Here is a 25,994-nt window from a genome sequence, read left to right as displayed (position 1 = left end):
CTCCGGGCTTACGGGAAGCGCCGCTCAGTGAGCGGCCGCGGCGGTGGGGCGGCCTTCGGGGGCGGGGTCGAAGGAGACGTCTTTGAAGTCGGCGCCGCGGGTGTCGCCGGGGTGGGCGTCGGCCTTATTCGCCGGGGAGAGGTACTGGCAGGTGCCGCCCTCGCGGACCAGCACGCGGGCGATGCGGCCCAGCGGGATCGGCTGTCCGTCGGAGCCGAGGTGGCCGCCGTCCAGCACCGCGACCGCCGGGCCGGCCTGGGCGACCTTCTCGTTCAGCGGGTGCTGCGGATCGTCCGCCTGCTGAAAGACCCACCAGCCCACGGCCCCGCCCAGGCAGGCGCCGAGGATGCCGGCGGTGAACGCGACGATGAAGAACCACTCCATCCCCGGCGGCTCCGGGAAGAGGATCAGCACGCCGAGGCTCAACATCACCGCCCCCACGCCCCCGAAAATGGCCGTGCCCACGCCGGCCTGCGTGTGGATCGAGGGGCGATGGTGGTCGTACCCCTCCAGGAACTCCCGGCGCTCCCGCAGGTTCGTCAGCGTGCGGACCTCGTCGGCCGGCAGACCGAGGCGGACGAGCTTTGCGGCCGCCCGTTCGGCTTTGGCGGCGTCGTTAAAGTTCGCCACGCACACGGTCTGAGCCGGCGGCGTCGGGGCCGCCGCGGCGGACACGGCGTGCGACTTCGACTCTTCAGGCATGGCGGCGGGCGGGGCAGGGTCGGCGGCGCTCATCGTGGGCGGATTGAACCACACCGCTTCCCGCGAGCCAACCGGGACGCCCCGTTCCCGCCCCGGGCGAACGCCCCCCGCGACGGCGAGACGCGGGCGCGGCCCCGGGGCGTCATTCTTCCTCGTCGCTCCGAGCCCGTTCGTCGATCACCCCATCGGGGTCGGCGAGGGCGCCGCCGTCGAGGCGGCACTCGCTCGGCTCCGGCCCGCCCTCCGTGTGGGCGGCGAGAATGCGTTCCAGCGTGTCCGGATCGCAGCCGCCGTACCACGCCCCCCCGCCGTGCCCGGTCGCGGCGGTGCGGGCCGAATGCACCTGGGCCAGCGGACCGAACTTGCAGACGTCCACGCAGGCGCTTTTGACCGCGGCGATCCGCACGCCCTTCTTCTCCGACCGCTTCGCCAGGTTCCGCAACGCCTTCCAACTGGCCTTCATCTCGCTCGCGGAGGCGCAGCCGGCCTCCTTGGCGTCGGCGCAGAGCACGACGGTCACGGCGGCGTCGGTCAGCCGCAGCTTGGCCGCCTTCTTGGCGGCGGCGTCCCGCTTCTTGGCGGACTTGGGGTCCAAGTCGTCAGATTCGCTCATGCGGACAGTGTAAGGGGCGTGAGGAACGGAATCCCGCCGCCGGTCCGTCCCGCAGCCGCTTGACCGAGGCCCGAATGAGCCCGACACTTCCGGCACGGGTTGAGAATCAGTCTCACCCCCATCCGCCCGCCCGGTCCCGCCCCGCCCGTTCGCGTCCGCATGAGCGCCTCCGCCACGCACGACTCGTCGCACGAACCCGTGCTGCTGCCGTTCGTGCCCCCGGCGCCGACCCGCTCCGCCCGCGTGCCGGGCGAGGTGCTGTTGGGCGTGCTGCCCGGGGCGACGGAGGACCGCCGCACCGCGGTGGTGCGGCGCACGGGACTGTGCGGGGCGGTGTCGATCCGCCTGAGCGACGAGTCGTTCAGCCCGGCCGTCGGCTGGTTCCCGCAGAGCAGCGTCGAACTGCCCGCCGACCAACTGACCGGCCTGAAGTCCCTGCTGGCGACCGTTCCGCAAGCGGCCCCGGTCCGCCGCCCGACCCCCGTCGCCGACGGCGCCCCCGCCACGCTGCCCTTCGCCGCGGCGGGGTGAGGCTCTACGATTTCCGCCGCCCGGCGGATTGGAAGTGGCCGGCGGTCGCGTTCGTGGCGGTCGTCGCGGGATGCGTTGCGGCGAACCTTGAACCGCGAACCGGTTCAAACCTTTTCAAAGGGCCGAATCACACGGTCCGCGGCTGGCCGCTGGATTGCTGGTACCGGACGTCCGGCGGTCGGCAAATTTTCTTCGCGTACGGGGCGGGGGCCAATGTGGCGGTCTCCGCGCTTCTGGCAGTCGGTGCCGCGATGATGATCCGATGGGGGCGGGGCCACTGGGAAGACGCCGTCCGACGCGATTTGGACGACGCGGCGGATGCTGTCGGCGTGGTTCTCCGGCACGCGGGGCGTGGAGTGAACCGGAACCCGACACCCGCCGCGGGCGCCAAAGCCGCAGAGCAGTGTACCCCAGTTGTGGGAGCTCTTGCCGCTCTCTTTCAACGTCCACCCGCGACTGACGGCGTACTCGATCGCCTCGCGGATGTGCTTGTTCGGGTGGGTCATCACAATTATAGAGCGGGGCGCATGAGATAGCGGGCACGCCGAGGGTGGCGACCCGCTCTTCCCACCGCGAGGAATGAAAACCCCGCGATCAATTTCACCGTATCATGCACCAGTCGCGTCGTCCCCAGACCTTTTGGGGAAAGTCTCTCACGCCGCGGCTTTGCCGCGGCGGCCGCGGGCGGCGAGGCGGGCGTTCTCCTTCGCCTCTTCCTCCCGCTGCTTGACGGCCAGTTCTTCGATCTGGTCGTTCGTGGCGAAGCCTTCCAGGTGCCGGGTGCGGGTCTGGTGCTGGAGCTTGCGGAGCGCCTTGGACTCGATCTGGCGGATCCGCTCCCGGGTGACTTTGAAGTACCGGCCGGTCTCCTCCAGCGTGTAGCTGTAGCCGGATTCGTTCAGGCCGTACCGCATGCGGATGATCTCCCGCTCCCGGCCGGTCAGGCTCTTCAGCACGGTTTCGATCTTGTCCCGCAGCAGGGCCATGTTGGCGCCGGCCATCGGGCCGTCCTCGTTGTCGTCCTGCAGAAAGTCGCCGTAGGTGCTGTCCTGGCTGTCGCCGACCGGCGTGTCCAGGCTGACCGGGTGCTTCCAGGTGCGGAGGACCTTCTCCGTGTCTTCCACGCTCATCCCGGCGACCTCGGCCAGTTCCTCCGGGGTGGCGTCGCGGCCGGTCCGCTGGCGGATCGCCTCCGCCTTCCCCTTCAGGGAGGAGATGTTCTGGAACATGTGCACCGGGATGCGGATCGTGCGGGCGTGGTCCGCGACGGCCCGGGTGATCGCCTGGCGGATCCACCAGGTGGCGTAGGTGCTGAACTTGTAGCCGCGGCGGAACTCGTATTTCTCCACGCCCCGCATCAGGCCGGCGTTGCCCTCTTGGATCAGGTCGAGGAAGGAGAGCCCGCGGTTGCGGTACTTCTTGGCGATGGAGACCACCAGCCGCAGGTTGCTGCGGGAGAGCCGCTGCTTCGCGGTGGTCCACTGGTCGATCCGGCGGCGGACCTCACGCAGGCGGCGGCGGAGTTGCTCCGGGCTCTCGCGGCAGGCGTCGATCAGGCCGTCCAGTTCCCGCCGCAGGGCGGCGACTTCCGCCACCCGGCGCTCGTCGGAACGGAAGCGGGCGATGTCGTTCCGCAGGTCGTACATCCGGTCGCACACCGCGGTCAGCTGATCGATCAGCGGCATCAGGCGGTGCGTCCGCAGGCTGCACTCCTCGCAGAGCACGGCCAGCTTGCGGCGACGGGCGGTCATGCGGTCGGCGGCGGCGACCCGCTGCTCGTCGTCCAACGAGCCGCTGCGGAGGGCGGCGAAGTCCGCGGCGTTCAGGTCCAGCAGGCGCTTCATCGTCGGCAGGTTGAGCGGCAACCGGCCGAGGATCTGGTCCTTGCGGGTGTTCTCCGTCTCGGAGATCCGCAGCGTCCGCTCGAAGGGCAGGGCGCCCTCGTGCACCTTCTCGAACATCTCGACGGCCTTGCCGAGGATCCAGTCGCTTTCGACCGCGTGCCGGCGGAACCACTTGCGGCTGGCCTCGATCTGCTTGGCGAGGAAGATCTCCCGCTCCCGGCTCAGCAGGGGGATGCCGCCCATCTGCGAGAGGTACATGCGGATCGGGTCGCGGCTGGAGAGCGCCTGGGCGTCCGAATCGGCGTTCAGACCGTTCCGCTGCGCGGCGCTCGACTTGGGCCGCACGCAGTCGTCGGCCTCCGGCGGGGCGTGCGGGTCGTCGCAGACGTCCACGCCCAACGTCTGACAGCCGGCGATCAGCCGATCCGTCATCGTCGAATCCCCGCCCTCGTCCGGCAGGAAGCCGTCGATCTGTTCGTAGGTGAGGTAGCCCTGCAGCTTCGCGGAATCCAGCAGGCCCTGCAGGTCCGGCTCGAAGGGGTACAGGGCGGAGCCGTCGAACTGCGCCGCGTTCGCCAGCCGTTCGGCCGGCGGGGCGCTGGGGCAGCGGAGGCCCGGCGTCGGCCGCTTTTCCGCCTCGTCCTCGGCGAGCTCGGCGGCGGTCGGCTCCTGCTCGTTGTCGTCGTCGGACTCTTCAGAAGAGTCCGCAACTTCCTCCGACTCTTTCTGAGGGTCGAACAGCGAGAGTCGCGGGGAGTCTCCGGGAGTCGACGGACCGGTCGGGGCGGCGGCGTCGGAGTCCACCGTCGCCAGGGCGAGGGTCGGGGCGGCGGGGGCGTTGCGGGTCGGCATCGGACGGGGTCCCGGGTGAATGATGTACGATGAGCGGCCGAACGCCGGCGGGGGCGGCGCAGGCCGGGGGCGAAAGCCCGTTCGCGGGAGGGCGAAGGGACGGGAAGCGGGGAGAACTCGACGGCGTATCGACGCGGGCCGGCAGATCAGCCGGGCGGCGAAGCCGTGGGGGAGGAGGCCGCCGCACGGCGGCCGAAGAAGAGGTGGTCGCAGCGGCCGCGATGCGGCCGGAGAGAGCGACAACGACCCGGTCGAGGGTCGTTCCGATGCCAATCGGGGGTCACGGTCGTCATTCCACCTCCTGTGGAAAACCGGGGTGACGGAAATGCTCGGCAGCGAAAAACTGCCGTTTCCGAGCTACGGGGGGAAGTCCTATTCTCCGCAGGTCGGACCGCCCGGCGGACGGGCGATGGAGGGATGCTACCGAGGCGCGCGACGGTCAGCACGGGAAAAGCCCCCGAATCGGAAAAAAGATCAGGATTCTCCCCCAACCCTTCTCGGCGGGGAGCGGAGAGTCCCATTCTCGCCGACGCCGGCGAACATGTGAATGCGTGTTCACTAAAATCGGGCCTGGGTCGCTGCAAATGTTTACGAATGCGCCGGTGGCGCCGTCGCGCGGCAAGTCCCCTCGCCGCGAGCCGGACGGCGACCCGTGGCCGGTGGTGGGGGTGTGCGAGGCGGTTACACTGCTCGTCCCGCCGGGGGTCTCCTCCTGGAGCGTCGGCGGGCATTCCTTCGAGCCGTGATTCTCACCCCGCCCGCCCCCCGATGTCCGATTCCGCCACCAGCGCCGCCGGCCCGAAAGCCGACGCCTCCGTCAGCAAGGGCTTGAAGGGCATCAAAGCGGCGGACAGCTCGATCTGCCTGGTCGACGGGACCGTCGGCAAGCTGCTGTACCGCGGCTACCATATCGACGATCTGGCCGTGAACTGCACCTTTGAAGAGGTGGCCTACCTCCTCCTCAAGGGCGAACTGCCGAACGCCCAAGAGTTGGACACCTTCGACGACCCGCTCTCTCAGGACGCCGCCCTGTCGCCGGCGGTGGCGGAGTTCATCGCGAGCGCCCCGACCGACGCCCCCCCGATGGCGGTGCTGCGGACGGCCGTCTCCCTGGCCGGCCTGGCCGACCCCACCGCGGACGACCTCTCCCCGGAAGGCGCCTACCGCAAGTGCATCCGCCTGGTCGCCAAGCTGGCGACGATGACCGCCGCCATCCACCGGGCCCGGCAGGGCAAAGAGGCCGTCCAGCCCCGCCCGGACCGCCCGTTCGCGGAGAACTTCGTCCGCATGATTAAGGGGACGGACCCCACCGGGGACGAAACCCGGGCGATGGACCTGATCCTCACCCTGCACGCTGAGCACGGCTTCAACGCGAGCACGTTCGCCTGCCGGGTGGTCATCGCCACGCTGCCGGACGTGTACGGCGCCACCACCGCCGGCGTCGCCGCCCTGAAGGGCAAGCTGCACGGCGGGGCGAACACCGAGGTGCTCGAAGCCCTGGAGGCGATCGGCACGCCCGCCGGCATCGACGACTACATCGCGGCCGTCAAGGCCCGCAAAGGCAAGTTCATGGGCTTCGGCCACGCCGTCTATCAGGTCGAGGACCCTCGGGCGAAGCACCTCAAGCAGCTCTCCCGCCGTCTGGGCGAGGAGCAGGGCGACACGACCTACATCGACATCAGCGAGCAGTTGGAGGAGAAGGTGACGGCTCTGATCGGCAAGAACTGCAACGTCGATTTCTACAGCGCCAGCACGATGAACTACCTCGGCATCCCCAAGGAGCTGTTCACCTGCATCTTCGCCGCCAGCCGCGTGGCCGGGTGGAGCGCCCACATCCTGGAGCAGCTCGCCGACAACAAGATCATCCGCCCCAGCGCCAACTACACCGGCTCCGAGGAACGCACGGTCACGCCGATGGCGAAGCGGGGGTGAGCAGATGGCGTCCGGCTCGGCGAACGTGCGGATGTTTCTGCGTGCCGCGGATCAGCGGTTGGAAGACGCCCGCGTTTTGGCCGAAGGGGGGCGTGACGCCGGCGCAATGTATCTGGCCGGTTACGCCGCGGAATGCGGATTGAAGGCGATGTTGCTGGCTGCGGTTCCCGCCTCCGGCGAGAGGGCGATCTTGGAGACGTTCCGCGGCGCCGCTGCGCACGATCTACCGGCCTTGCGGGCTCGCTATCGGCAGGCGGGCGGTGCGGGATTCTCAACCGAGATCATCCGCACGTTCGCCGAACTCTCCGACTGGGCGGTCGCCCTTCGATATGATCCTAGGCCGGGAACGCCGCGTGAGTCAGCCCGGTTCGTCGCGTCCGCTCAGTCCGTACTCGCCTTCTGCAGGAACCGATCGCGATGAAGATTCCACTTGAAAAGATGAGCTTGGCGGAGATCGCCGCCCGAACGGCGGCTGGGCAGAAGGTAGCCAAGCCATTTATTCTGGACGACGATGTTGCCGCGGTCGAACGAGTGCTCAAGTCGTTCGATCGTCCCGCACAGGATCGATCGCGGGTCAGGGTGACGCGCAAACATTGGTCGTCGCTCCACGTCACCGTCCAATCGCCGAAATTCGAAGGGCTATCCCGCGCCGAACGGGGGGATCTGGTCTGGCCACTCCTCCAAACGTTGGACGACGAGGTCTACACACAACTCGCCCAAGTGTCCCTGGTCGCTCCCGGGGAGCCGCACGTCGCGCATTCGAGCGAAGAGGATCGCGACCTCGGCCACGTGTATCACTCGACCTCGGGACCCCATGAGGTCTGGGCGGCGTGCCCGTCGGCTCCGGAAAACCGACATTATGCGGCGTTTACCTTCGATTCGATCCCAACTGCGGAGCGACTTCGATTCGTAACCGAAGAAGGAGGGGAACGCGTCACGTTCCGAGACTTGCCCGAAGCGGCCCTCGCGGCCTTTCGTTCGGCGGAGGAAGTAGTCGCGGAGGAAGCGAAACCTACCGTTGCGGCCCAGTCTGCTGCCTGAGCTGGCCTGAGGCGCCCCCGCCCCACAGGCCTGCCCGCAGGGCGCACACGGTGCCGGCGAGGGTGATCGGGACCCATTGGGTGATCTGGTAGTAGACGCTCGCGCTGAACGCCGCCGCGGCGCTCACGCCGAAGGGGGCGGTGCCGGCCCGAAAGCAGACCTGCACCACGCCGAAGAACCCCGGGGCGGCCGGGACCAGCACGCCGAAGGCGATCACGCCGTTCACCACCATCCCCGCGGCCAACGGCAACCGCTGACCGAACGCCGCCAGACAGAGCCAGATCATTCCGCCCATCAACGCCCAGTGCAGCAGGGAGAGCGCCGCGATCCCCGCCACCGCCCGGCCGCTACGGAGGGCGTGCAGCCCGGTCGAGGCCTGATGGAGCAGCCGCGGCACCCCGGCGCTCACGACCTCCGGCAGGCCCGGGACCGCGGCGAGGAGCCTCTCGACCAGCCGCACGCAGGCGTCGGTCTTCCAGAGGAACACCCCGCAGCCGACCGCCGCGACCGCCAGGCAGCCCGCGGCGATCCAGACGAACCCACCGTACTGCTCGTCCGCCCCCGGCACGAAGGGTAGCGACGCGGCGAACAGGGCCAGAATCGCGCCGACGTCCAGCACCCGTTCGAGCACCACGGTCGAGAGCACCCCCGCGGCGGGCGTCTTCCAGCGTTTCACCACCACGGCGACGCGAAAGAACTCTCCGGCGTGGGCCGGCAGGACGTTGTTGCCGGCGAAGCCGATCAGCGTCGCCGGCAGCACGGCGTTCGCCCGAAACGGTTCGCTCGAGTCGCGGGGGAGCGGCCGCAACAGCGCCGCCCATCGGACCGCTTTCGTCCAGAAAAAAGCGACCAGCAGCAGGCCGATCAACGGCAGCGTGCGGTAGTCCGCGGCGGCGAAGGCGGGGGGGATCTTCGCCCACTCCACGTCCTTCACTGCAATCCACAGGCAGACCGCGGAGACGATCAGGCCCAGAACCACCGCCCCGAAGCGCCAGCGGGGCGGACGGGCCGACGATTCGGGACCGACCGAGCCCCGACCGTCAGGGAGGGGCCGTTCTACGACGGCAGACGCCGGGGGCGTCTCGCGTGCGGCCGGGGCAGGAGCGGGGTTCACCGTACACACTCGTGAGCGCCGTCTGCGTGAGCGTCGCACCCGTGAGAGCGGCCCCTCCCTGACGGTCGGGGCTCGGTTTCGAGGCGTGCGATGTGACGGGACGGGCGACCGCTCACCCGGCCGTCCGGTAGCGGAGGCTGGGCTTCTCCGCGGTAACCTTCGTGCCGGGGGCGACGGATTCGGTGATCGTCGCCCCGGCGCCGATTACGGCGCCGCAGCCGAGCGTCACGTCCCCGCCCAGCACGGTGGCGTTTGAGTAGACCACCACGTCCCGCTCCACCGTGGGGTGGCGCTTGGCGTTGCGGACCAGCCGGCCCTCGCCGTCGCGGGGGAAGCTTTTCGCCCCCAGCGTGACGCCCTGATAAATCTTGACGTTCTCGGCGATCCGGCAGGTGGCCCCGATCACCACGCCGGTGCCGTGGTCGATGAAGAACCCGGGGCCGATGCGGGCGCCGGGGTGGATGTCGATGCCGGTCTCCGCGTGGCTCCACTCCGCGATCATGCGGGGGATCAGCGGTACGCCGAGGCTGTGCAGGGCGTGGGCGATCCGGTGGGCGGTGACCGCCGCCAGGCCGGGGTAGCAGAAGATGACTTCGTCGTAGCTGGCCGCGGCGGGGTCGCCCTCGTAGGCGGCCTTCACGTCCTCCACGAGCAGTTCGCGGAGGGCCGGGATCTGGTTGAGGAAGGCGATCGTGACCCGCTGGCCGTCGGCTTCGAAGTCGACTTCCTTGGTGCAGGGCTCGCTGTCGGGATCGGCCTGTTTGGCCCGGCGGACGAAGTCGTGCCGCAGGGCCCGGGCGATCTGTTCGGTCAGGCGGTCGTGCAGGCTGTCGACCAGGGCGCCGACGTGGAACCCGATGTTGCCCATGTGCAGGTTCTGCCGGGTGCGGTAGCCCGGGAACAGCACGCCCTTGAGGTCCCGGGCGATCGCGCAGACCTCCGCGGTGTTCGGCAGCGGGCAGTGCCCGAGGTGGTGGCCGACGCCGAGATCGTGGTAGCTGGCCACGATCCGGTCGGTCAGCTCCGGCAGGTCCTCCTTGAGGCGGAAGTCGGCGGACATCGAACCGGGGAGCGGAGGGGGCGAACGACGGCCGGAGTGTACGCCGGCCCTGCGACCGGACACACCGTCAGAATCGTTATCGGCCCGCTGCCGGGAAGGCTTCACCCGATCCGCCGCCCCGCGGCGGGAGCGCTCACCCGGCGACCGGGGCCAGATTCAGATCGAATCGGTTCTGGGCCGAGGCGTTCCACTGGTTCCGCGTTGGGGAGTAGTCGTGGATCACGGCCGTCGTGCCGTCGGGGCGGCATTCGATCAGGCGGAGCCAGCCGTCGCCGCCGTTGGGCTTCAACTGGAAATTGACCAGCGTCTGGTGCACGTCGCGGCCGGCGTCGTCCTGTGAAGTCAGCCGGGCGAGACCGTCGTTCAAGACGTGGCCGTTGAGCGTCATCACGAAGTTGCCGTGCTTGGAGACGAGGGCGTCCCACAACTCCTGCCCGTCCGTCACGTCGTCGTCGGTCGTCTGCGCCACGCCGTAGCCGTGGGGATTCCAGCGCTGCTCCGGGCCGTACTTTCCCCAGTCGTAGCGGGTCTCGTCGAAGTACATATAGGCGTGGGTGACGAGGATCGCCGGCAACTCCGCGTGGGCGGCGACCACCTCGTTCGCCCAGCGAATCACGTCCTTGCGGGGGCCGAACTCCAGGCCGAGCACGAGAAGCTTCCGCCCCCCGGCTTCGAAGGTGTGAAAACTGTTCTCCATGCGGTCCGGCTCCCGGTCGTACGTCCCGCCGAACGTGGGCAGGCCGCGGAACTTGGCGACCGGGAAATAGTCGTTCAGACGCGTAGTGCGGTCCGTCGCCCGGCCGCCCTCGCTGTAATCGTGGTTGCCGGGGACGAGGAAGTAGGGGACCTCGCCGTCCAGTGTGTCCATCGCCTGCACGGCGACCTCCCACTGCTCCGGCGTATTGTGGTTGGTGATGTCGCCCAGGTGCAGCACGCAGGCGACGTTACGGGCGAGGCGGTTCTGGACGATCCACTCCGTCTGGGCGAGGAACTGTTCCGGATGGCTCTGGCAGTAGATCTGCGTGTCCGGCAGCACGGCGATCGTGAACGAGCCGTCCGCGATCGCCGGCGGTTCGCCGTCGACGAACTTCGCGTCGGCGTACGGATCGGCCGCCCGGGCCAAGTCCCATCCCAACACGGCCGGGGCGAGCGCCCAGGCGGCGGAGGTTTTCAGTAGATCGCGGCGATGCAGGCGGTGCGGCACGAGAGCTCTTCGAAGGACGTGGAACGACGCGGAGACGACGGCGAGCCGTCGCCGGGGTCGGCGACGGCTCGCAGGAGCCGTGGGGCTCAGGGTAATGAAACGCGGGCGGCTCAGGGCAGCGGGGCCGATTCCAGCAGCCACGTGTCGCCCTGTTTGACCAGGACCCATTCGACGGGCGGCGGACCGGCTTCGGCCTCAAACTGCTCCGACAGACCGACGGCTACCTGGGCGGTCGCGCGATCGCCGGTGACCTCGACGGATTGCGTTTCGGTCCGCAGGTAGAAGTAGTCTTTTGCGGAGGCCCCCTCCGGCAACTTCCCCCCGACGAAGTGCTCGCCGAAGCTCTTGGCGTCCCCGGCGAGGTCAGGGATCGAGTCGATCAGGCCCCGCACGTCGCCGTCGGGCGTGCGTTCAGCGGGGGCCAGCGGATCCGGCTCGTCGCAACCCAGCAGACCGGTGGAGACGACGCACAGCAGGATCGCAAGACGCCGCGGAAATTGCATTGGAACGGTCAACAAGATTCGAAAGTTAAAAGGGCGTGGATGAAAGTGAATGAAGCCCGGACTTTCAGGCGAAAATCCGGGCTCCGCGACGGGGGGGCTCAGGACCGCAATCGAAGTGAATCCGGTCTCAGAACGCCTCGTCGACGACCTCGCCGCCGGCGCGGGTGCAGATTGCCTGCCACGTCTCCAGCGAGATGGTTTCGGAGATGAACTGGACGCTGCCGTCGGCCATGGCGGCGTTGACGCCGCCGGAGTGGTCGCTGCGAGCCGCGGCCCAGTTGTACTGGTCGTCGTGGTTCTCCTCGCAGAGCATGGGGTCGTTCGGCTTCAGGCCGCTGTCGTCGCAGTAGGGGACGACGTCGGTGCCGGGGGAGTTCGGGGCGTCGTGGGCGGTGAAGGCGGCGGCGCCCATCCAACCGGCGAACCACACGCCGCGGCCGTCTTTGCCGGAGTCGACCGTCAGCAGTTCGCTGACCGCCACGGTGTTGGTGGTGCCGTCTTTCACCTCCGCGATCCGCGTGCCCATGCCGCGGCCCCACTGCTCTTTCGGACCGCCGCTGAAACTGATGCTGTGTTCGTTAAGGCCGAACACGCCGGCGGTCGCCTTCGACCGGTGGGAGTACAGGTCGTCCGTGCCGTAGTTCGCCCCGTAGTTGCCCTTCGACAGTTCGTCGAGTTCCCACTGGCCGAAGAGCTGGTCCGCGTCCGGGGCGCTGGGGCAGATCAGAGCGGCGGGCGTGAACACGCTGAGGCGCCCGCGGTCGGTTCGGCCGCCGTTGTAGCTGGGCAGTTCGCAGCCGTCGCACGGGTTCCTGTCCTTCTTGACGCAGTCCTTGAGGATGTCGTTCAACGCGCTCTGGTCGAGTTCCGCCAGGAGATTGGCGGCCCAGTTCGGACCGTGGTGGCTGCCGGCCTGCGAGCCGCCCAGGTTCCAATGTTGCGTCGCCCCTCCGTTCGTGGAAACGGAGACGCCCGGGGGGAACGACTTGTGAATGCCGTGGTGGTTATGAAGCGCCAGACCGATCTGCTTCAGGTTATTCTGGCACTGCGACCGCCGGGCGGCCTCGCGGGCCTGCTGGACGGCCGGCAAGAGCAGGCTGACCAGCACAGCGATGATCGCGATCACCACCAGCAGTTCGATCAGGGTGAAGCCGAGACGCCGTTGACGCCGGACGCGGGGCGACGAAGAGGTAGCGTGTTGCACGGACGATCAAAGAATGGGGGAGGAACGAGAGCGTCGAACCCCGACGCCCTCCGCCGAGCGAATCGCTCGCCGCGGGAGGCTCCGCGGGGCGTTCTCTCGGGTCCAAACAGTCCCATCCCAATGCTTGTTCGCCGTGGATGTTGCGTGAAGATCCTGTGAGTGGATCGGCGGGCAACAGTCCGGGGGCGCTCTCCTGGCGCCGAGGCGCCCGTTTCTTCGCCAGAACCGCCGCCTTGCGCGGCCGCTACGCCGCCATGCCCTGCGGGCCGGCGGGGTTTTCGAGCGTCAGGCCGTCGCCCAGTTCCTGCTTCAATCGGCTCAGCACGTCGGGCAGGTCGAAGTGGGCCAGCACGCCGAACGGCAGCAGGGCGTAGGGCCAGTCGGCCCGTTCGTCCTCTACCAACGCCCGCCAGGAGGCCGGGAGGCCGGAGAGGGTGACCGACGCCGGTTTGCGGCCGCTCTCCAGCAGCAGCGCCGCGGCGAGGACCGCGGGGATCGCCCCCCAGCGGTCGCCGCACAGGTGCAGGTCGCCGCTGTGGGCGTCGGCGACGAACGCCCAGGCGCTCAGCGCGTCCTTCACCCGGCCGCCGAGGATCGGCTCGTTCCACATCCGGGCGTAGGCGGAATACATGTAACTGGAGCCGTAGGGCCGCAGGGCCTCGTTCGGGCCGACGGTGCCCGGTTCGCTGGCCCCGGTGCCGCGGACGTCGCAGCCGTAGATCTGGGCGCCGGGGAACCGCTGCGGCAGAACGCGAGCGAAGGCGCTGGCGGTGGGGTCGGACTGCTCCTCCGGCATCCGGAACGCCGCGTCGGCGCCGCGGTGGGCGACCAGCAGCACGGCCGGGGTGTCCAGTTTGGGCGGCGGACCCTGCATCGGTTCGTCCTGCAATCTCAGCACGGGCACCGTGATGTGCGGCTCCGGCCGCAGGGCGAAGCGGGCCGCCTGCGGGGTCGGCAGGCCGGTCGCCCGGCGCCAGGCGGGGATGTCGTACGGCGGGGGCTCCGTCGGCGTTTCCGTCAGGTTCAACGCCTTGCGGATCACGCCGGCGTTGATCGGACGGGAGACAGGCGCGTCCGGCAGCGCCCCGCGGAGCAGTTCCCACACCGGCGTCGAACCGGCTTGCAGCACGGAGCCCTCCGGCGTAGCGAACAGCGTTTCCGGCTCCTCCGGCTCGGTGAACTCGAACGGCGGCGGAATCGGCCGGCCGGCGGCGCGGCAGAACGCCTCCACCATCGCCCGCCGCAGCGGCAGCTCGAATCCGTGCCCGCCGGGGGCGACGGTGATCCCCGCGGCGTCCGGCGCCCCGGCGACAGCGGCCAGTTGCGCCAGTCGGCCGTACGCCTCCCGGGCTCCGCGGACGTCAAAAAAGTCCGCCCGCTTCGCCAGCACCGTCGCCGAACCCATCTCGTCCTGCCCCTCGCCCAGCAGGGCGGGGACGAGGAAACTGTGGTGATCCATGCCCAGTTCCAGCATCCGCGGCGGGCACTGCTCGGCGTCGGCGGGCAGTTCGTTGCGGAGGTTGCGGGCCAGCGTGGTGACGTAGCAACTCGGGGCGCTGGCGGTCACGCGGTCGTCCCAGGCGGTCACCAGACAGGTCAGCGTGCCGCCGCCGCTGTTGCCGGTCACGCCGAGAAACGGGTCGATCGAGACGTCCTCCCGCTCGGCCAGCAGGTCGATCCCCCGGAGGCCGTCCCACGCCCGCCAGGTGCCGAACCACTCCCCGAGGGGCCGCATCAGGCGGTCGAGCTGATTGTGCTCTCCCACGCTGCCGCCGAACGCGCTGGGGCGTTTCTGCTCCGGCCACTGGAACCGTTCGCCCTGGCCGATCGGGTCGATCACCAGCGTGGCGAAGCCGGCCTTCGCCAGTTCCACGCCGAACGCCTGATACAGCGGATACGCCTTGCCTTCGTTCGCGTGCCCGCACAGGCCCAGCACGCCGGGGTGGGGGCCGTCGCCGCTCGGCAGATACAGGGCCGCCGTCACCAGCAGGCCGGGGCGGCTCTCGTAGGTGATCAGTTCGACCCGGTAACCGTCCCGCTCCAGCGTCTTGGTCGTGCGGGCGTTCAGCGGGGTGCGTTCCGGCTTGGGACCGAAACACTTCGCCAGCCGGCCCCGCACGTCCTTCGCATGCTCCGCGGCGGCGGCCGGGCCATTCTGAGCAGACTGGACGGCGGCGATCTCCTCTTTAATCCGGGCCGCGTGGGCGGGCAGCTTCGCCTCGAAGTACTCCTGCATCATCCGCGGATAGACCGGCCCCAGCGGCTCGGCCGCGGCGGCGGCGGACGGCCGCGTGCCGACGAACAAGACCCCGGCGGTCGTGCCGGCGACGGTGCGGGAGAAGGCGCGACGGGAGAGGCGAGCGGGCATGACGAACCTTTTGGGGAGCGCTGGTGAGCCGTCGAAGCGGACCGGCCGTTATTGTGAACGCCCGATTGTCCGATTGCAGTTCCGCCCGGAACGTCCCGCCCGTGTCCGAAGTCGCCCTCGAAACGCTGCTCTGCCGCCGCTGCGGCGCCCCGTTGCAGGTCGGCGGGGAGGCGAAGTTCGTCACCTGCCGGCACTGCGGGTCGTCGCTGCGGGTGGAACGCTCCGAAAGCGCCGCGTGGACGGAACTAACGGAGCGGACCGAGCAGCTCGAAGCGAAAGTCGAACGCCTGGACCGTCGCACCGAACGGGCCGACCTGGACCGCGAGTGGGACCGCACCCGCCAATCGCTGATGGTGCGGGGCAAGGGCGGGCGGGAGAGCGAACCGAGCGCGGTCGGCGGCGTGATCGTGCTGACCGTGGGCGTGATGGGGGCGGTCTTCGCGGCGACGATGTCCGCCGGCGCGGGCTTCCCGACGATCGTCAAGCTGGGGTTCCCGGCGCTGTTCGCCGGCGTCGGCCTGTTCACGGCGGCGAACCAGTTCGCGAAGGCCGCCAAGTGGCGGGAGGCGGAACGCCGCTACCGCCGCCGCCGGGCGGAACTGGAACTCGAGCGGGGCGAACCGGGAGAGAACTAATGAGCGACTCGACCGCCACGGCCGCTTCCCCCATCTGCGACCGCTGCGGCGCCCCGCTGCCCGGCGGGGCGGGAGGCGCCGCGACCTCCTGTCCGCATTGCGGGGCGCCGTTGCCGGGGGCGGCGGAGGCGCTCGGCCTCCGGGCGGATCGGCGTCGGGCGTTGCGGGTCTTCACGCTGTTCGGGCGGTCCGCCGCGCTCACGTTCGCCGTCCCCGGGCTGCTGGCGGCCGGCTTGGCGTTCGGCATGCTGACGACGGCCGAAGACCTGGTTCCCGCGGCCGTGCGGTTCGGCTTCCCGCTGTTCATGGCCGGGATCGCCTGTACGCCGCTGGTCCTGACGTTCGTGTTCCACGCCGGTCTGCGGTCGATGATCGAGCCGGAGGAGCCGGACCCGCCGGAGTGAACCGGAGTCCCCGGTCTCCCTCGCTCGTCGCCGTCTCGATCGCCGCTTCGCCCGCCATGTCCGCCGTTGCCGAGTCCCTGCTGTGCGACCGCTGCGGCGCCCCGCTGACGGTGGGGCCGCGGGCCCGCTTCGTCACCTGCACGCACTGCGGCGCCCGGTTGAGCGTGCACCGTTCGGACAGCGCCGCCTGGACGGAGACGCTGGAGGAAGTCGCCGCCGCGACCGGCCGCATCGAGGCGAAGCTCGACGCGCTCCACCGCCGCCCGCAGCTGGACGCGTTGGAACAGGAGTGGGAGAGGATGCAGGACGAACTGGGCGTGCCCGTGCGGCTCGGCCGGCGGAGACCGCCGACGGCGAAGGACGCCTCCCACATGGCACTCGGGTTCCAAACGCTCGCCGTCCTGACATTCGGGGCGATCGCGATCGGCGCCGCCCTGAAGGGGGAGGGGGGCGCCTTCCTCTTCGGCTTGCTGTGGGCGTCGGGAGTGGGGGCGTTGATGTGGTGCCTCGCTTGGCTCGCTCAGCGCGGCGGGATCGAGAGGGTTCAGCGGTATGAAGCCGCCGAACGCGACTACCGCCGCCGGCGGGCGGAGTTGCTGGGCGGTTCGGAAGCCGCAGGGGAACGGCGGGGGGAGGCCCGATGACGGATCGAGCCGCCTCTCCCCTCGCGGGGGCCTCCTCCGTGGAGGAACTCGATCGCCGCTGGGAGCGGGAACGCCATCGGCTGAGCCTGCCGGGGAAGGCGCCCGGTAGCCGCTACGAACCGACGTACGCCCGGGCGGCGTTTATGAGCGGGACGGGATACCTTGCCGCCTGGGTCCTGCGGACGGTATTGAGCGAGGAACCCGCGGCCCGGACCGCGCTCCCGGCCTTCGTCGCCGCGGTGGCGACGGCGGGCGGCCTGTGGCTGTTCTGGAAGACATGGCGGTTTAACCGGGCGCGGGCCGCGTACCGCGCCCGCCGGGAGGAACTGCGTTGAACGCCGCCCCTTCCGCGGGCGGCGCCGGCACGGTAGCGTGGCGAATCGACCCATCGGACTCTGTCGATTCGTTCGCCGGTGCTCGGCGGCGGGGGGCGGAGTGCGGGGGGCTTCGATCCGGGCGGTTCCGCCCGCGGAGCGTTTCGCTCCTCCAGCCTCGACGCTGGCCTCACAGCTTCGGTGCTGGTCCGTCCCACCCGTGCCCGCCCCCCGGCGGGAGGAGGTCGCCATGTCCTTCCCGAACACTGCCGCCCGCTTCGCTCGCACCGTGCGGACCCGGGCCCCGCGCAACGGGTCCACCGGTCAGGTCGCCGCCCGGGGCCTCCGGGCCGCCGACGTGATGACCACCAAACTCATCACCCTCCACCCGGACACCCCGGTGCAGGAGGCGATCGGCACGCTGTTGAAGCACCGGATCTCCGGCGCCCCGGTGGTCGGGCCGGGCCGGACGTTCCTCGGCGTGTTCAGCGAGAAGATCTGCATGCGGGTCCTGCTGGACGCCGCCGCCGAGCAGGTGCCCTGCTGCGGCACGGTCGGCCAGTACGCGGACGCGAACGCCCGCACCGTCGCCGAGGACACGGACCTGCTGACGATGGTTCACCTGTTCAACGAGGGCCGCTTCCGCCGCCTGCCGGTCCTGCGGGAGGACGCCGACGGTACGGCGGAGGTCGTCGGTCAGGTCAGCCGCCGCGACGTGCTGCGGGCGGCGTACGACCTCGGCACCTTCAAGCCGCAGCGGGAAACGCCCCGGCCGCTGTACCTCTCCGGCGTGCGGGCCGCCGACGACGCCGTGCCGGTGTAGATGCGGACTCGTCCTCCCCCCAAGGCGCGCCCCGGCCGAGTTCATGGACTCGGCTCGGGCAATCTTGATGATAGGGGCATGTCGACGCTCACCCCGCTGCTATTCGTCGCGGCCTCGCTGGCCGCCGCCCCGCCGATCGTGGAGCGGGGCGCCGTCTTCGAAGTCGCCCAGTCCGTCAGCCCGGTGCCGGAGGACCCGCTGCGGCGCGTCTCGGCCCAGGTCGCGTTCACCGGGCCGGACGGGCGGACGGCGAACGTCGATCTGTTCTGGGACGGGGGGGAGGTCTGGAAGGCCCGCTTCGCCCCGGACGCCGTGGGGGAATGGAGCTACCTGGTGCAGGCCGACGGCCTGAACGTGCCGGACGGGCCGCGGGCGTTCGTCTGCGTGCCCTCGGACCGCCCCGGCCCGCCGCGGGTCGGCGACGGCACCCGGCACTTCACCCGGGCCCGCCCCCGCGGCGAGGGGGCGGGGGAGCCGGCGCCCTGGTTCTACCTCGCCGACACCGCCTGGAACGGCGTGCTCAAGTCGCAGCCGGAGGACTGGGACCGCTTCCTGGAGATGCGCAAGGCCCAGGGGTTCACCGCGATCCAGTTCGTCGGCACGCAGTGGCGCGGGGCGAACGAGGGGCTGCCCGTCAAACCCTTCACCCTGACCGACGGCAAGGTGACGGGGGTGAACCACGACCTGCTGCGGGCGATGGACGCCAAGGTCGCCGCGATCGCCGCCCGCGGCATGGCCCCGGCGCCGGTGCTGCTGTGGGCGATCGGGCAGGGCGACCCCGGCGTGAGCTGGTCGCCGGCGGACGCGGTTCTCGCCGCCCGGTATCTCAAGGCCCGCTGGGGGGCGTACGGCTGCGTCTGGCTGCTGGGCGGGGACGGCAAGTACCCGGACGCCGACCGCTGGAAGACGATCGGCCGTGGCGTGTTCCCGGGGGGAGAATCCGACGGCAGCGGCGTCGGCCGCGGCCCGGTCACGCTGCACATGGCCGGCCGCAACTGGATTTTCGAACCCTACGCGGAGGAGCCGTGGTTCGATTTCGTCGGCTACCAGAGCGGCCACGGGGCCTCCGACGACGACCTGAAATGGCTGACCCACCGGCGGTCCGCGGCCGAGTGGCGGGACTTGGAGATGCCGCTGATCAACCTCGAACCGAACTACGAGGCCATTCCCGCCTATAAGACCGGCGTGCCGCACGACGCCGGCGCCGTCCGCCGGGCGGCGTGGTGGAGCGTGCTGATCGCCCCGCCGGCGGGCGTCTCCTACGGCCATAACGCCGGCTGGGTCTGGAACGCCCAGGCCGGCCCGGTGGAGGGCCACGGCAAGCTGCGGGCCGGCCCGTGGAGCGACGCCCTCAATGCGGAAGGGGCCGAGGACATGGGCGTGCTGCGACGGTTCCTCGACGCCGGCCCTTGGACCGAACTGCGGCCGGCGCCGGGCCTGATCGCCAAGCAGGGCGACGACCCCGCCGCCTTCGTCGCCGCCGCCCAGACGCCGGACGGGAAGTGGTCCGTGATCTACACGCCGACGGGCGGGCCGGTGACGCTCTCCGCCGCCGCGGTGGCCGCCGTCGGGCCGTGGCTGCGGATCGACCCACGCACCGGGGAGCGGACGCCGCTGTTGATGGACGAATCCGGCGTCCTGACGACGCCCTCCGGTCACGATTGGGTCATCGAGCGGCGGTCGGAGTGAACCAAACGCGGCGGCGGGCGTATCCCCCGTCGGCGCCGCCGTTCCCGTCGGGGGCGGGCGGTCGCCGTACACTGTGCCCCCGCCGTCCTTCCGTCCTGGAGCCGCCGCTGTGAAGACCGTTCTCCCGTGGCTGGCCGCGGTCTGTGCGATCGGTCTGGTGGTCGGGGCCGCGTGGGTCGGCGTGACCTACCTGCCCCCGCCCACGCCGGCCGCCGATCGAGCCGCCCCCCCGGACCCCTTCGCCCCGCCGGAGACCGCCCCGCTGAAACCGGACCACGATTACGTCGTGCTGATCCGGGCCGTGGAGGTCGCCCCGAAGGGGCCGGGGGACAAGACGTGGGAACGCGGCTTCGACGACGGCCCGGACCTCGCCTACGACCTCTCCTGGCGGGGCAACGTCATCTTCACCTCCCCCGTCGCCGAGGACACGCTGATCGGCCGCTGGGAGGCGATCAACGTGGACGTCTGGAACAGCGTGCAGAACGGCGGGAACGTGGACCTCGGCCAAGCGTTGAACAACGGCGCCGTGATCCGCACCCCCCCGGCTCCGAAGCGGGGGAAGGGGGAAAACGCCCCGCCGCCGGCCACGGACGGCTCCGCCGGCGTGCTGACGGTGCGGGTCTGGGACAGCGACCTGTTCGACAACGACGAGGCCGGCACGGTGAACCTGCTGCTGGGCGACCTGACCGAGGGCGACAACGAACTGCACTTCGACGGCGGCGAAGCCGGGGCGATCCGCCGCCTCAGCGTCCGCGTGACCGACCGCGAGGTCCCCATCCGCAGCCTGATCGAAATGCTCCGGGCTCCGTGACCTGCGGCCGCGAACGTGCCGCAGCCAACGTCCGGCGACGGTTCCGTCACGCCGCCTGGGCGGGCGCCGCGACGGTGGCGGCTGCCGCGTCTCCGGGAGTTGCTACGCCGTCGCCCTCCAGGCCGCCGTATTCCTCGCCGGCGAGGTCGGCGACGCGGCGCATGATTCGCTCCGTCGCCTCGGCCAGCACGGCCGGCGTCTTCTTCTGGCCCCGCAGGTCGGACAGGTCCACCGGCTCGCCGTAGTGGATCTCCGCCCGGGCCGGCTTCAGCAGGGCGGTGTAGATGTTTTTGCCTCGGGGCACGTTCCGCAGGCCCACCGGGAACACCGGGGCGTCCGTGGCGAGGGCGAGGAACGCGGCGCCGGGCGTCGCCGGACGGAGGCGGTCCGGGTTGTGATTGATGCCGCCCTCCGGGAACAGCCCCACCAGGCCGCCGTCCTTCAAGCGCTTCAACGCCACCTTGACCGCCTTCATGTCCCGGCCGCTGCGGGTGACGGGGATCGTGTCGAGGGCGTCGTAGAACCACTTCAGCCGGGGGACGTCGTACAGCTCCCGGGCCATCAGGAAGGCGATCGGGCGGATCTGCTCCGGGGCGTCGGCGTGACGGCTCCACAGCAGCATCGGGTCGCCGGGGCCGCGGTGGTTGGCGACGATCAGGGCTGCGGTGGGCGAGGGTTCGTCGCCGTCGCCGGGCCGGGAGGGGCCGCGGGGGAAGGGGCAGGGCGTGTTGCGGGTTGTCCGCCACAGCCCGCCGGTCAGCGGGATCGCCAGGACGTACAGGAGCCAGACGAGCCGCCCGTGCGGAGAGCGGCCGGAACGGCGCCACACCCAGACGGCGGCGACCGCTGACAGCAGGAGCGCCCCGCCGATCGTCGCAATCAGGGCGGGCTCAAACACGGATCGAACAGCACGCGGGAACGGGGGACAGCGGGTTCTAACGTCAGATCGGTCGTCGCTCCACGCCGGGACCCCTAAAGGAAGGAGGGGCGAAACAGCGCCGCTTGGGTCCGGAGCCGGTTTCGCGGAAGATCGACCGGGTGTTGCGCCGCCTCGCCTCCCACCTGTCGGACGAGTTCGCCGGGCTGGGCCTGCTGTACGGGGTGATGCGTTATCGCCACCGCCCGCCGCAACTCGGATCGGCCAGCGGGGCGGACGCGGCGGCGCTGCTCTCCGGCGATCCGGCGACGGTCTTCGGAGCGGCCCCGGCGGGGGCGAACCCGGCGCTCTCCGCCGTGCCGCCGCCGGTCGTGGAGGCGGACCGAGTGCCGGGCTGCGATCGCGCCTTCGACTTCGCCTTCCCCTCGACGGAGGTGACGGAGTTCGCCCTCAACAACGAGGTCCGCGGCCGGCTGTGGCGGGCCGAGCGGGTCGAGGGACCCCGCCGCGTCGTGCTGGCGATCGACGGGGTGATGCAGGCCAGCTTCGGCAACATGCGGGCCTTCGCCCGGACCTGCTGCCCGGCGGGGATCGACGTGGCGACGATCGACCTGCCCTTCAACCACCGCCGCACGCCGGAGGGCTTCCGGCCCGGCCAACTGATCCTCGGGGGCGATCTGCCGCACTTGCTCAGCGTGTTGCGGCAGGCGGTGCGAGACGCGGCGACCGCCTATCGCGGGCTGGCCGAGAGCGGCGAATACCCGGGGGGCGTCGGGCTGGCGGGCATCAGCTTCGGCGGGTGGACCGTGCTGCAAACCGCGGCGCTGCTGGGTTCGGTCTGGAGGGACGAGGTTCCGAACGGCCCGCGGTGGGTGTGCGGCGTCTGTCCGGCGGCGGACCTGCTGCTCGCCCTGACCGACGGCGGGGCGATCGTGCGGGCGGCCCGGCGGAACCTGCGGCTGGGCTCCGCGGCCCTTGCGGAACTGGCGCCGGTGGCGGCGTCGATCCGTCCCGCCGCGTTCCCCCGGCCCGTGCCCCGCGACCCAGCAGACGGCGACCCGTCCGACCCGGCCGGGGGCGGACCGAACCGGGTGATGCTGCACGCCGGGCTCTACGACCGCTTCGTGCCGAACGCCGCGATCGAACGCCTCGCCGCGGCGTGGGACGCCGAACTGTCCTGGCACCGCACCGGCCACATGGGCCTCGCCGCCGCCCCGCCCTACCTGCGGGCCGTCGCCGAACCGTGGACGAACGAGGCCCTGTGGCGGTGAGCTTTGGCGGCGGTGAACCTTGGCGGCGGTGAAGCGTCCCGTTTCTCTTTCGGGACCGGAGCGACCGGACCGGTAGGCGGGCGGATGGGCCGCTTCGCAGACGAACAAACGCCGCCCCGGTCGGCGGGACGGGGGAGTCTCTGGGCACGGCCCCGTTCCCGCAGCCCCCGGTTCCCGCCGATGTCCGATCGCACCCCCGACGCCGTTCCGCCGTTCGGGACTCCGCTGTCCGGCGCTCCGTGGATCTCCGTGCGGGAGGTGATGAGCCCGCCGGGGCCGACGCTCTCCGCCGGGACCTCGCTGTCGCTGGCGGTGCACGCCGTGCTGCGGGAGAACGTGGACCGCATCTGGCTGACCACGCCGGACGGTCGCCTGGCCGGGCAGGCGACGAACGAGGCGCTGCTGCGGGCGGAACTCCGCGGCGTGCCGGGCGAACGGCCGCTGTCGGCGCTGTCGGAGCCGGTCGCCCCGCTGGACGAGTCCTCCGACGCCGCCGCGGCCGTCGTGCGGCTGGGCCGCGGCGGGGAAACCCGCCTGCCGGTGACAAGGGCCGGCGTGCTGATCGGCGAACTGACCCGCAACGACGTGCTGGCCCTGGTGCACGGCGTCCGCCGCATCGCCTCCGCGGCCGGCGTCCAACCGACGCCCCGCCCCCAAACCGCCGCCGCCCCCGCCGCGGCACCCGTCGAGCCCGTCGGCCCTCCCGCCCCGCGGTTCCTCACCCGCCGGGCCGGGGTGCGGGCCGATCAGGCCCGTCGCTGAGCTTGCAGGCGGACCCGCTCGGCGTGTTCCCCCGTCAACAGCGGGATCAGGTTCGGGCACTGCCAGAACGCCGCCCCGTCCGGACCGCCGACGGTCAACATCCAGTTCAGCCCCTCCGCAAACGCTGCGGCGTCTTCAGCCTCCCGCAATAAGGGCTGGAGCGCGGAATAGTTCATGTCCAGGACGTAGAGGAGTCCGTCCGAGGCGTCCAACGCCGGGTCGCGTTCGAACTCCAACGCGACCGGGTAGAGGTAGAACAGCAGGCTGCCGGGCTCGTCGGACATGAACGAGAACACCGACCAGTAGTAGTCCAGGTCCTCCCGCGAGACGTGCCACGGCATGTTGTGGGCGATCGGACGCTGGGCGTATTCGCCCTGGTTGTATCCGTAGCCGTCGAGCAACTCCGCCTGCCGCAGGTTGATCTTCGGCGGGCCGAACTTCTCCGACAGCGCCAGCACGGCGGGGTGCGGCGGGTTCTCCGGCCGCGTGGCGTGAACGGAGTCCGCGTCGCGGCGGCGCTGTCGCTCTTTGCGGCGGCTCATCGTGCCGGGCTCAAATCGCCGGGGCGGGGTAGTCCGTGGCGGGGTCGCTGGGCGGGGTCACGTCTTCCCGGCGCCACAGGGCCCGGATCGGGTGGCTGAAGGCGAACCAGAGGGCGATCAGGGGGATGGCGAACTCCTGAAACACCACCACCGTCACCGCGGCGAACAGCAATTTGACGAAGAACCACGGGCTGCGTTTGCCGCGGGCGAACTGATTGACGACGTGCGGATACCGCACGCGGGAGACCATCAGCCCCGCCGCCAGCAGCGTCACGATCGGCAGGCCGAGCTTGATAAACACCAGCACGACGCCGGCGACGTCGGCGCTCCAGTCGAACCGCCCGCGTTCGCCCAGCAGCATGTCGTTGAGCCCGCGGATCGCCAGCGGCACGCCGGCCACCACCGCCGCCGCCGCCGGGCTCGGCAGGCCGCGGAACAGGGTGTGGTCGTCCTCCTCGTCGGTCTCCACGTTGAAGCGGGCCAGTCGCAGGATCGCGCACAGCACGAACAGCACCGCGCAGCCCCACAGCACCCGGCCGGGCCATTCGAACCACAGATCGCCCTGGGCCGCGAAGGTGTGATTGACGAGTTGGAGCATCAGAAACGCCGGGGCCACGCCGAAGGACAGGGCGTCGCACAGGCTGTCCAGTTGGGCGCCCAGTTCGCTGCTCTGGCCGAGCAATCGGGCCGCCGAGCCGTCGAAGGCGTCGAAGACCATCGCGGCGAAGATCAGCAGGGCGGCGACGAACAGGTGCCCGCCGGCCGCTTCGTCGGCGGGGATCTCCCCCAGCCCCACGGCCTGCACCTTGGCGGCGATGGTGATCGCCGCGAAGCCGCACGCCGCGTTGCCCAGCGTCAGCAGGGTCGGCAGCACGGCGATCAGCCGGGCGCGCCGCTTCGGCCGTCCGCCCGGCGTCATGACCGGCGGCGTTTCGAGGGGTTCGTCCGCCCCGGCGGCGCCCGGTTCTGGCTGCGTGCTCATGGCCGGTCGCCTGGGACGGGGGGGGCCTCAGGGGTCTCGGCGGCCGGCATCCGGGTGGTGAGCGGCGGGAAGGAATCGGTCGCCTCGCCGGTCAGGGCGTCGTCCACCATGTAGGCGGCCAACTCCGTTTTGCCGCCGAGTACCTTCTGGCCGACCTTCACCCGCACCATCAGTCCGGGTTCGTCCGGCAGCAGCAGTTCGGTGCGGCTGCCCAGTTTGATCATCCCGATCCGCGCCCCCCGCGGCTTCACGTCGCCGGGTTTGAGGATGCACACGATCCGCCGGGCGACGGCGCCGGCGATTGCGTGCAGCACCATGCGGCGGGGCGGGCCGTCCGCGGGATCGGTCGTTTCCAGCCGGAGGTGGGCCTGTTCGTTCTCCGTGACGCTCGCCGGGTCGCGGGCGTCGAGGTACTTGCCGGGGTGGTAGTCGATGCCCACCACCCGGGCCGCCTGCGGCCAGCGGTTCACGTGGACGTTGAAGATGCTCAGGAAGATGCCCACCCGCACCGCCGGACCGTCGAGGAAGGGGTGGTAGTCCACCTTCGCCACCTCGGCGATCGTGCCGTCCGCCGGGCTGACGACTACGCCGGGCTCGTCGGGGATCGACCGCGGCGGGTCGCGGAAGAACCACACGCACAGCGCCCCCGGCACGAGGCTGACCACCCCGAACCAGAACCAGACGCTCTCCGGCGTGATCGTGCCGTCCCAGTACTCGGAAAGGTCAAAGTCGTCTCGCCCCGCAAAGACGGCGGCCCACAGCGCCAGCGGGGCGAACCACATCACGCTGAAGACCAGCAGTTCGGCGAGGCCCCAGCGGGCGAAGCCGAGGTGATTCCGCCAGGTGAAGGGGTCGTCCTCGGCGTCCCAATGCCAGCCGCCGGGCTGGTTCTCGTAGAACTTGGCGTCCCGCGGATCGAGGATGTCGTGCGGCGCCGGGTTCCGTTCCCCCTTCCGGCAGGCGGCCATCCGCTTCACGTAGCCGCGGCGGAACGTCCGCAGGTAGGCCCGGCGGACGGCGCCCCAGGCCAGTTCGAGGCTCATCACCCGACCGCCGCCGGGTTGAATGTTGACGAACTCCGGCGGCAGAGCTTCCAGCCCGTCGGCGGAGGGCCGCGGGTCGGCCGGTCGCGGGCGATCGGCCGCGGAGGCCGGCTGGGGAACGGGATCGGGGAGGGGCAACGCAGACCGGGGCGACGGGGGAACGAAAGCGGGGCGACGAAGCAGCGACGAGGCCGAACCCCGATCCTAACTCCCGCCCGGTCGCGCGTCG

General features: G+C 70.9%; 27 protein-coding genes. 14 read left to right on the top strand and 13 right to left on the bottom strand.

The genetic code is table 11. The features are described from left to right. Positions 1–24: 24 nt before the first annotated feature. Positions 25–735, bottom strand: coding sequence for an NfeD family protein (locus CA12_RS00355; protein WP_145356618.1), 711 nt, complete (start codon positions 733–735; stop codon positions 25–27). 109 nt (positions 736–844) lie between these two features. After that, positions 845–1,315: a hypothetical protein gene (locus CA12_RS00350; RefSeq protein ID WP_145356617.1), complete on the bottom strand. Its 471-nt coding sequence runs from the start codon at positions 1,313–1,315 to the stop codon at positions 845–847. A 159-nt stretch (positions 1,316–1,474) separates the two neighbouring features. Here CA12_RS00350 and CA12_RS00345 point away from each other — a divergent pair, with 159 nt between their 5' ends. Next, positions 1,475–1,846, top strand: a complete 372-nt coding sequence (locus CA12_RS00345) for a hypothetical protein (RefSeq protein ID WP_145356616.1) — start codon at positions 1,475–1,477, stop codon at positions 1,844–1,846. 653 nt (positions 1,847–2,499) lie between these two features. On the opposite strand, the gene CA12_RS00335 is transcribed toward CA12_RS00345, so the two are convergent. Then, positions 2,500–4,542: a sigma-70 family RNA polymerase sigma factor gene (locus CA12_RS00335; protein ID WP_207622074.1), complete on the bottom strand. Its 2,043-nt coding sequence runs from the start codon at positions 4,540–4,542 to the stop codon at positions 2,500–2,502. Between the two features lie 602 nt (positions 4,543–5,144). Between CA12_RS00335 and CA12_RS21720 the strand changes: the two genes are divergently transcribed. The 4 genes from CA12_RS21720 to CA12_RS00320 are packed head-to-tail and all read left to right on the top strand — an operon-like array spanning position 5,145 to position 7,515. Continuing rightward, the gene (locus CA12_RS21720) at positions 5,145–5,288 is read left to right on the top strand and encodes a hypothetical protein (protein ID WP_165700456.1); all 144 of its coding nucleotides are present in this window, start codon (positions 5,145–5,147) and stop codon (positions 5,286–5,288) included. Between the two features lie 22 nt (positions 5,289–5,310). After that, the gene (locus CA12_RS00330) at positions 5,311–6,474 is read left to right on the top strand and encodes a citrate/2-methylcitrate synthase (RefSeq protein WP_145356615.1); all 1,164 of its coding nucleotides are present in this window, start codon (positions 5,311–5,313) and stop codon (positions 6,472–6,474) included. A 4-nt stretch (positions 6,475–6,478) separates the two neighbouring features. Continuing rightward, positions 6,479–6,895 carry a HEPN domain-containing protein gene (locus tag CA12_RS23130; RefSeq protein ID WP_145356614.1) on the top strand — a complete coding sequence of 139 codons (417 nt, stop codon included), beginning with the start codon at positions 6,479–6,481 and terminating at the stop codon, positions 6,893–6,895. Then, positions 6,892–7,515, top strand: a complete 624-nt coding sequence (locus tag CA12_RS00320) for a hypothetical protein (RefSeq protein WP_145356613.1) — start codon at positions 6,892–6,894, stop codon at positions 7,513–7,515. The genes CA12_RS23130 and CA12_RS00320 overlap by 4 nt, the downstream gene beginning before the upstream one ends. Here CA12_RS00320 and CA12_RS00315 read toward each other — a convergent pair. From CA12_RS00315 to CA12_RS00290, 6 genes are all read right to left on the bottom strand, one after another. Beyond that, positions 7,487–8,494 (bottom strand): lysylphosphatidylglycerol synthase transmembrane domain-containing protein, encoded by a 1,008-nt coding sequence (locus CA12_RS00315; protein ID WP_165700454.1) that lies wholly within the window; start codon positions 8,492–8,494, stop codon positions 7,487–7,489. The genes CA12_RS00320 and CA12_RS00315 overlap by 29 nt on opposite strands. Before the next feature lie 247 nt (positions 8,495–8,741). Beyond that, entirely contained in the window at positions 8,742–9,689 is a 948-nt protein-coding gene (locus CA12_RS00310; protein ID WP_145356611.1) for a serine O-acetyltransferase, read from the bottom strand. Between the two features lie 133 nt (positions 9,690–9,822). Continuing rightward, positions 9,823–10,893 (bottom strand): metallophosphoesterase, encoded by a 1,071-nt coding sequence (locus CA12_RS00305; RefSeq protein ID WP_242688083.1) that lies wholly within the window; start codon positions 10,891–10,893, stop codon positions 9,823–9,825. A gap of 110 nt (positions 10,894–11,003) precedes the next feature. Beyond that, a complete protein-coding gene (locus tag CA12_RS00300) occupies positions 11,004–11,396 on the bottom strand; it encodes a hypothetical protein (RefSeq protein WP_145356609.1) in 393 nt (130 codons plus the stop codon). 127 nt (positions 11,397–11,523) lie between these two features. After that, a complete protein-coding gene (locus CA12_RS00295) occupies positions 11,524–12,600 on the bottom strand; it encodes a DUF1559 domain-containing protein (protein WP_145361203.1) in 1,077 nt (358 codons plus the stop codon). Positions 12,601–12,844: 244 nt separating this feature from the next. Next, complete coding sequence (locus CA12_RS00290; protein WP_145356608.1) at positions 12,845–14,968, bottom strand: alpha/beta hydrolase family protein; 2,124 nt, start codon at positions 14,966–14,968, stop codon at positions 12,845–12,847. Between the two features lie 101 nt (positions 14,969–15,069). Between CA12_RS00290 and CA12_RS00285 the strand changes: the two genes are divergently transcribed. The 7 genes from CA12_RS00285 (at position 15,070) to CA12_RS00255 (ending at position 20,288) form a co-directional block, all read left to right on the top strand. Continuing rightward, positions 15,070–15,603, top strand: a complete 534-nt coding sequence (locus CA12_RS00285; protein WP_145356607.1) for an alpha/beta hydrolase family protein — start codon at positions 15,070–15,072, stop codon at positions 15,601–15,603. Continuing rightward, positions 15,603–16,007: a hypothetical protein gene (locus tag CA12_RS00280; protein ID WP_145356606.1), complete on the top strand. Its 405-nt coding sequence runs from the start codon at positions 15,603–15,605 to the stop codon at positions 16,005–16,007. Before CA12_RS00285 ends, CA12_RS00280 begins: the two co-directional genes overlap by 1 nt. A gap of 56 nt (positions 16,008–16,063) precedes the next feature. Beyond that, positions 16,064–16,651, top strand: a complete 588-nt coding sequence (locus tag CA12_RS00275; protein WP_145356605.1) for a hypothetical protein — start codon at positions 16,064–16,066, stop codon at positions 16,649–16,651. Then, on the top strand, positions 16,648–16,986 hold the full coding sequence (locus CA12_RS21715) for a hypothetical protein (protein WP_165700453.1): 339 nt from the start codon (positions 16,648–16,650) through the stop codon (positions 16,984–16,986). Before CA12_RS00275 ends, CA12_RS21715 begins: the two co-directional genes overlap by 4 nt. Before the next feature lie 199 nt (positions 16,987–17,185). Beyond that, positions 17,186–17,788: a CBS domain-containing protein gene (locus CA12_RS00265; protein ID WP_165700452.1), complete on the top strand. Its 603-nt coding sequence runs from the start codon at positions 17,186–17,188 to the stop codon at positions 17,786–17,788. A gap of 78 nt (positions 17,789–17,866) precedes the next feature. Continuing rightward, the gene (locus tag CA12_RS00260; RefSeq protein WP_165700451.1) at positions 17,867–19,477 is read left to right on the top strand and encodes an apiosidase-like domain-containing protein; all 1,611 of its coding nucleotides are present in this window, start codon (positions 17,867–17,869) and stop codon (positions 19,475–19,477) included. Positions 19,478–19,586: 109 nt separating this feature from the next. Then, positions 19,587–20,288: a hypothetical protein gene (locus CA12_RS00255; protein ID WP_145356601.1), complete on the top strand. Its 702-nt coding sequence runs from the start codon at positions 19,587–19,589 to the stop codon at positions 20,286–20,288. Positions 20,289–20,334: 46 nt separating this feature from the next. Here the strand turns inward: CA12_RS00255 and CA12_RS00250 are convergent, their stop codons facing one another. Further along, positions 20,335–21,186: a lysophospholipid acyltransferase family protein gene (locus tag CA12_RS00250; protein ID WP_165700450.1), complete on the bottom strand. Its 852-nt coding sequence runs from the start codon at positions 21,184–21,186 to the stop codon at positions 20,335–20,337. Between the two features lie 140 nt (positions 21,187–21,326). Here CA12_RS00250 and CA12_RS00245 point away from each other — a divergent pair, with 140 nt between their 5' ends. Further along, positions 21,327–22,436 (top strand): alpha/beta hydrolase family protein, encoded by a 1,110-nt coding sequence (locus CA12_RS00245; RefSeq protein ID WP_145356599.1) that lies wholly within the window; start codon positions 21,327–21,329, stop codon positions 22,434–22,436. Positions 22,437–22,616: 180 nt separating this feature from the next. After that, positions 22,617–23,198, top strand: a complete 582-nt coding sequence (locus tag CA12_RS00240) for a CBS domain-containing protein (protein WP_145356598.1) — start codon at positions 22,617–22,619, stop codon at positions 23,196–23,198. Here CA12_RS00240 and CA12_RS00235 read toward each other — a convergent pair. Genes CA12_RS00235 through CA12_RS00225 form a run of 3 tightly spaced genes read right to left on the bottom strand, consistent with a single transcriptional unit; the run spans position 23,183 to position 25,903 of the window. After that, on the bottom strand, positions 23,183–23,740 hold the full coding sequence (locus tag CA12_RS00235; protein ID WP_145356597.1) for a hypothetical protein: 558 nt from the start codon (positions 23,738–23,740) through the stop codon (positions 23,183–23,185). The two genes, CA12_RS00240 and CA12_RS00235, sit on opposite strands and share 16 nt — an antisense overlap. Positions 23,741–23,750: 10 nt before the next feature. After that, entirely contained in the window at positions 23,751–24,722 is a 972-nt protein-coding gene (locus CA12_RS00230) for a CDP-alcohol phosphatidyltransferase family protein (RefSeq protein WP_242688081.1), read from the bottom strand. Beyond that, positions 24,719–25,903, bottom strand: a complete 1,185-nt coding sequence (locus CA12_RS00225) for a phosphatidylserine decarboxylase (protein WP_207622073.1) — start codon at positions 25,901–25,903, stop codon at positions 24,719–24,721. Before CA12_RS00225 ends, CA12_RS00230 begins: the two co-directional genes overlap by 4 nt. Positions 25,904–25,994 lie beyond the last annotated feature (91 nt).

The sequence above is a fragment of the Alienimonas californiensis genome, assembly GCF_007743815.1.
Taxonomy (GTDB): domain Bacteria; phylum Planctomycetota; class Planctomycetia; order Planctomycetales; family Planctomycetaceae; genus Alienimonas; species Alienimonas californiensis.
Note: the sequence above shows the minus strand (reverse complement) of the source record. Positions and strands in the feature narration are given on the sequence as shown.

Coding starts and splice junctions, on each gene's coding strand:
- CA12_RS00240 (WP_145356598.1), top strand. CDS start 22,617: ATGTCCGATCGCACCCCCGACGCCGTTCCGCCGTTCGGGACTCCGCTG.
- CA12_RS00350 (WP_145356617.1), bottom strand. CDS start 1,315: ATGAGCGAATCTGACGACTTGGACCCCAAGTCCGCCAAGAAGCGGGAC.
- CA12_RS00290 (WP_145356608.1), bottom strand. CDS start 14,968: ATGCCCGCTCGCCTCTCCCGTCGCGCCTTCTCCCGCACCGTCGCCGGC.
- CA12_RS00280 (WP_145356606.1), top strand. CDS start 15,603: ATGAGCGACTCGACCGCCACGGCCGCTTCCCCCATCTGCGACCGCTGC.
- CA12_RS00330 (WP_145356615.1), top strand. CDS start 5,311: ATGTCCGATTCCGCCACCAGCGCCGCCGGCCCGAAAGCCGACGCCTCC.
- CA12_RS00335 (WP_207622074.1), bottom strand. CDS start 4,542: ATGCCGACCCGCAACGCCCCCGCCGCCCCGACCCTCGCCCTGGCGACG.
- CA12_RS00355 (WP_145356618.1), bottom strand. CDS start 735: ATGAGCGCCGCCGACCCTGCCCCGCCCGCCGCCATGCCTGAAGAGTCG.
- CA12_RS00310 (WP_145356611.1), bottom strand. CDS start 9,689: ATGTCCGCCGACTTCCGCCTCAAGGAGGACCTGCCGGAGCTGACCGAC.
- CA12_RS23130 (WP_145356614.1), top strand. CDS start 6,479: ATGGCGTCCGGCTCGGCGAACGTGCGGATGTTTCTGCGTGCCGCGGAT.
- CA12_RS00300 (WP_145356609.1), bottom strand. CDS start 11,396: ATGCAATTTCCGCGGCGTCTTGCGATCCTGCTGTGCGTCGTCTCCACC.
- CA12_RS00275 (WP_145356605.1), top strand. CDS start 16,064: ATGTCCGCCGTTGCCGAGTCCCTGCTGTGCGACCGCTGCGGCGCCCCG.
- CA12_RS00230 (WP_242688081.1), bottom strand. CDS start 24,722: ATGAGCACGCAGCCAGAACCGGGCGCCGCCGGGGCGGACGAACCCCTC.
- CA12_RS00235 (WP_145356597.1), bottom strand. CDS start 23,740: ATGAGCCGCCGCAAAGAGCGACAGCGCCGCCGCGACGCGGACTCCGTT.
- CA12_RS00260 (WP_165700451.1), top strand. CDS start 17,867: ATGTCGACGCTCACCCCGCTGCTATTCGTCGCGGCCTCGCTGGCCGCC.
- CA12_RS00345 (WP_145356616.1), top strand. CDS start 1,475: ATGAGCGCCTCCGCCACGCACGACTCGTCGCACGAACCCGTGCTGCTG.
- CA12_RS21715 (WP_165700453.1), top strand. CDS start 16,648: ATGACGGATCGAGCCGCCTCTCCCCTCGCGGGGGCCTCCTCCGTGGAG.
- CA12_RS00320 (WP_145356613.1), top strand. CDS start 6,892: ATGAAGATTCCACTTGAAAAGATGAGCTTGGCGGAGATCGCCGCCCGA.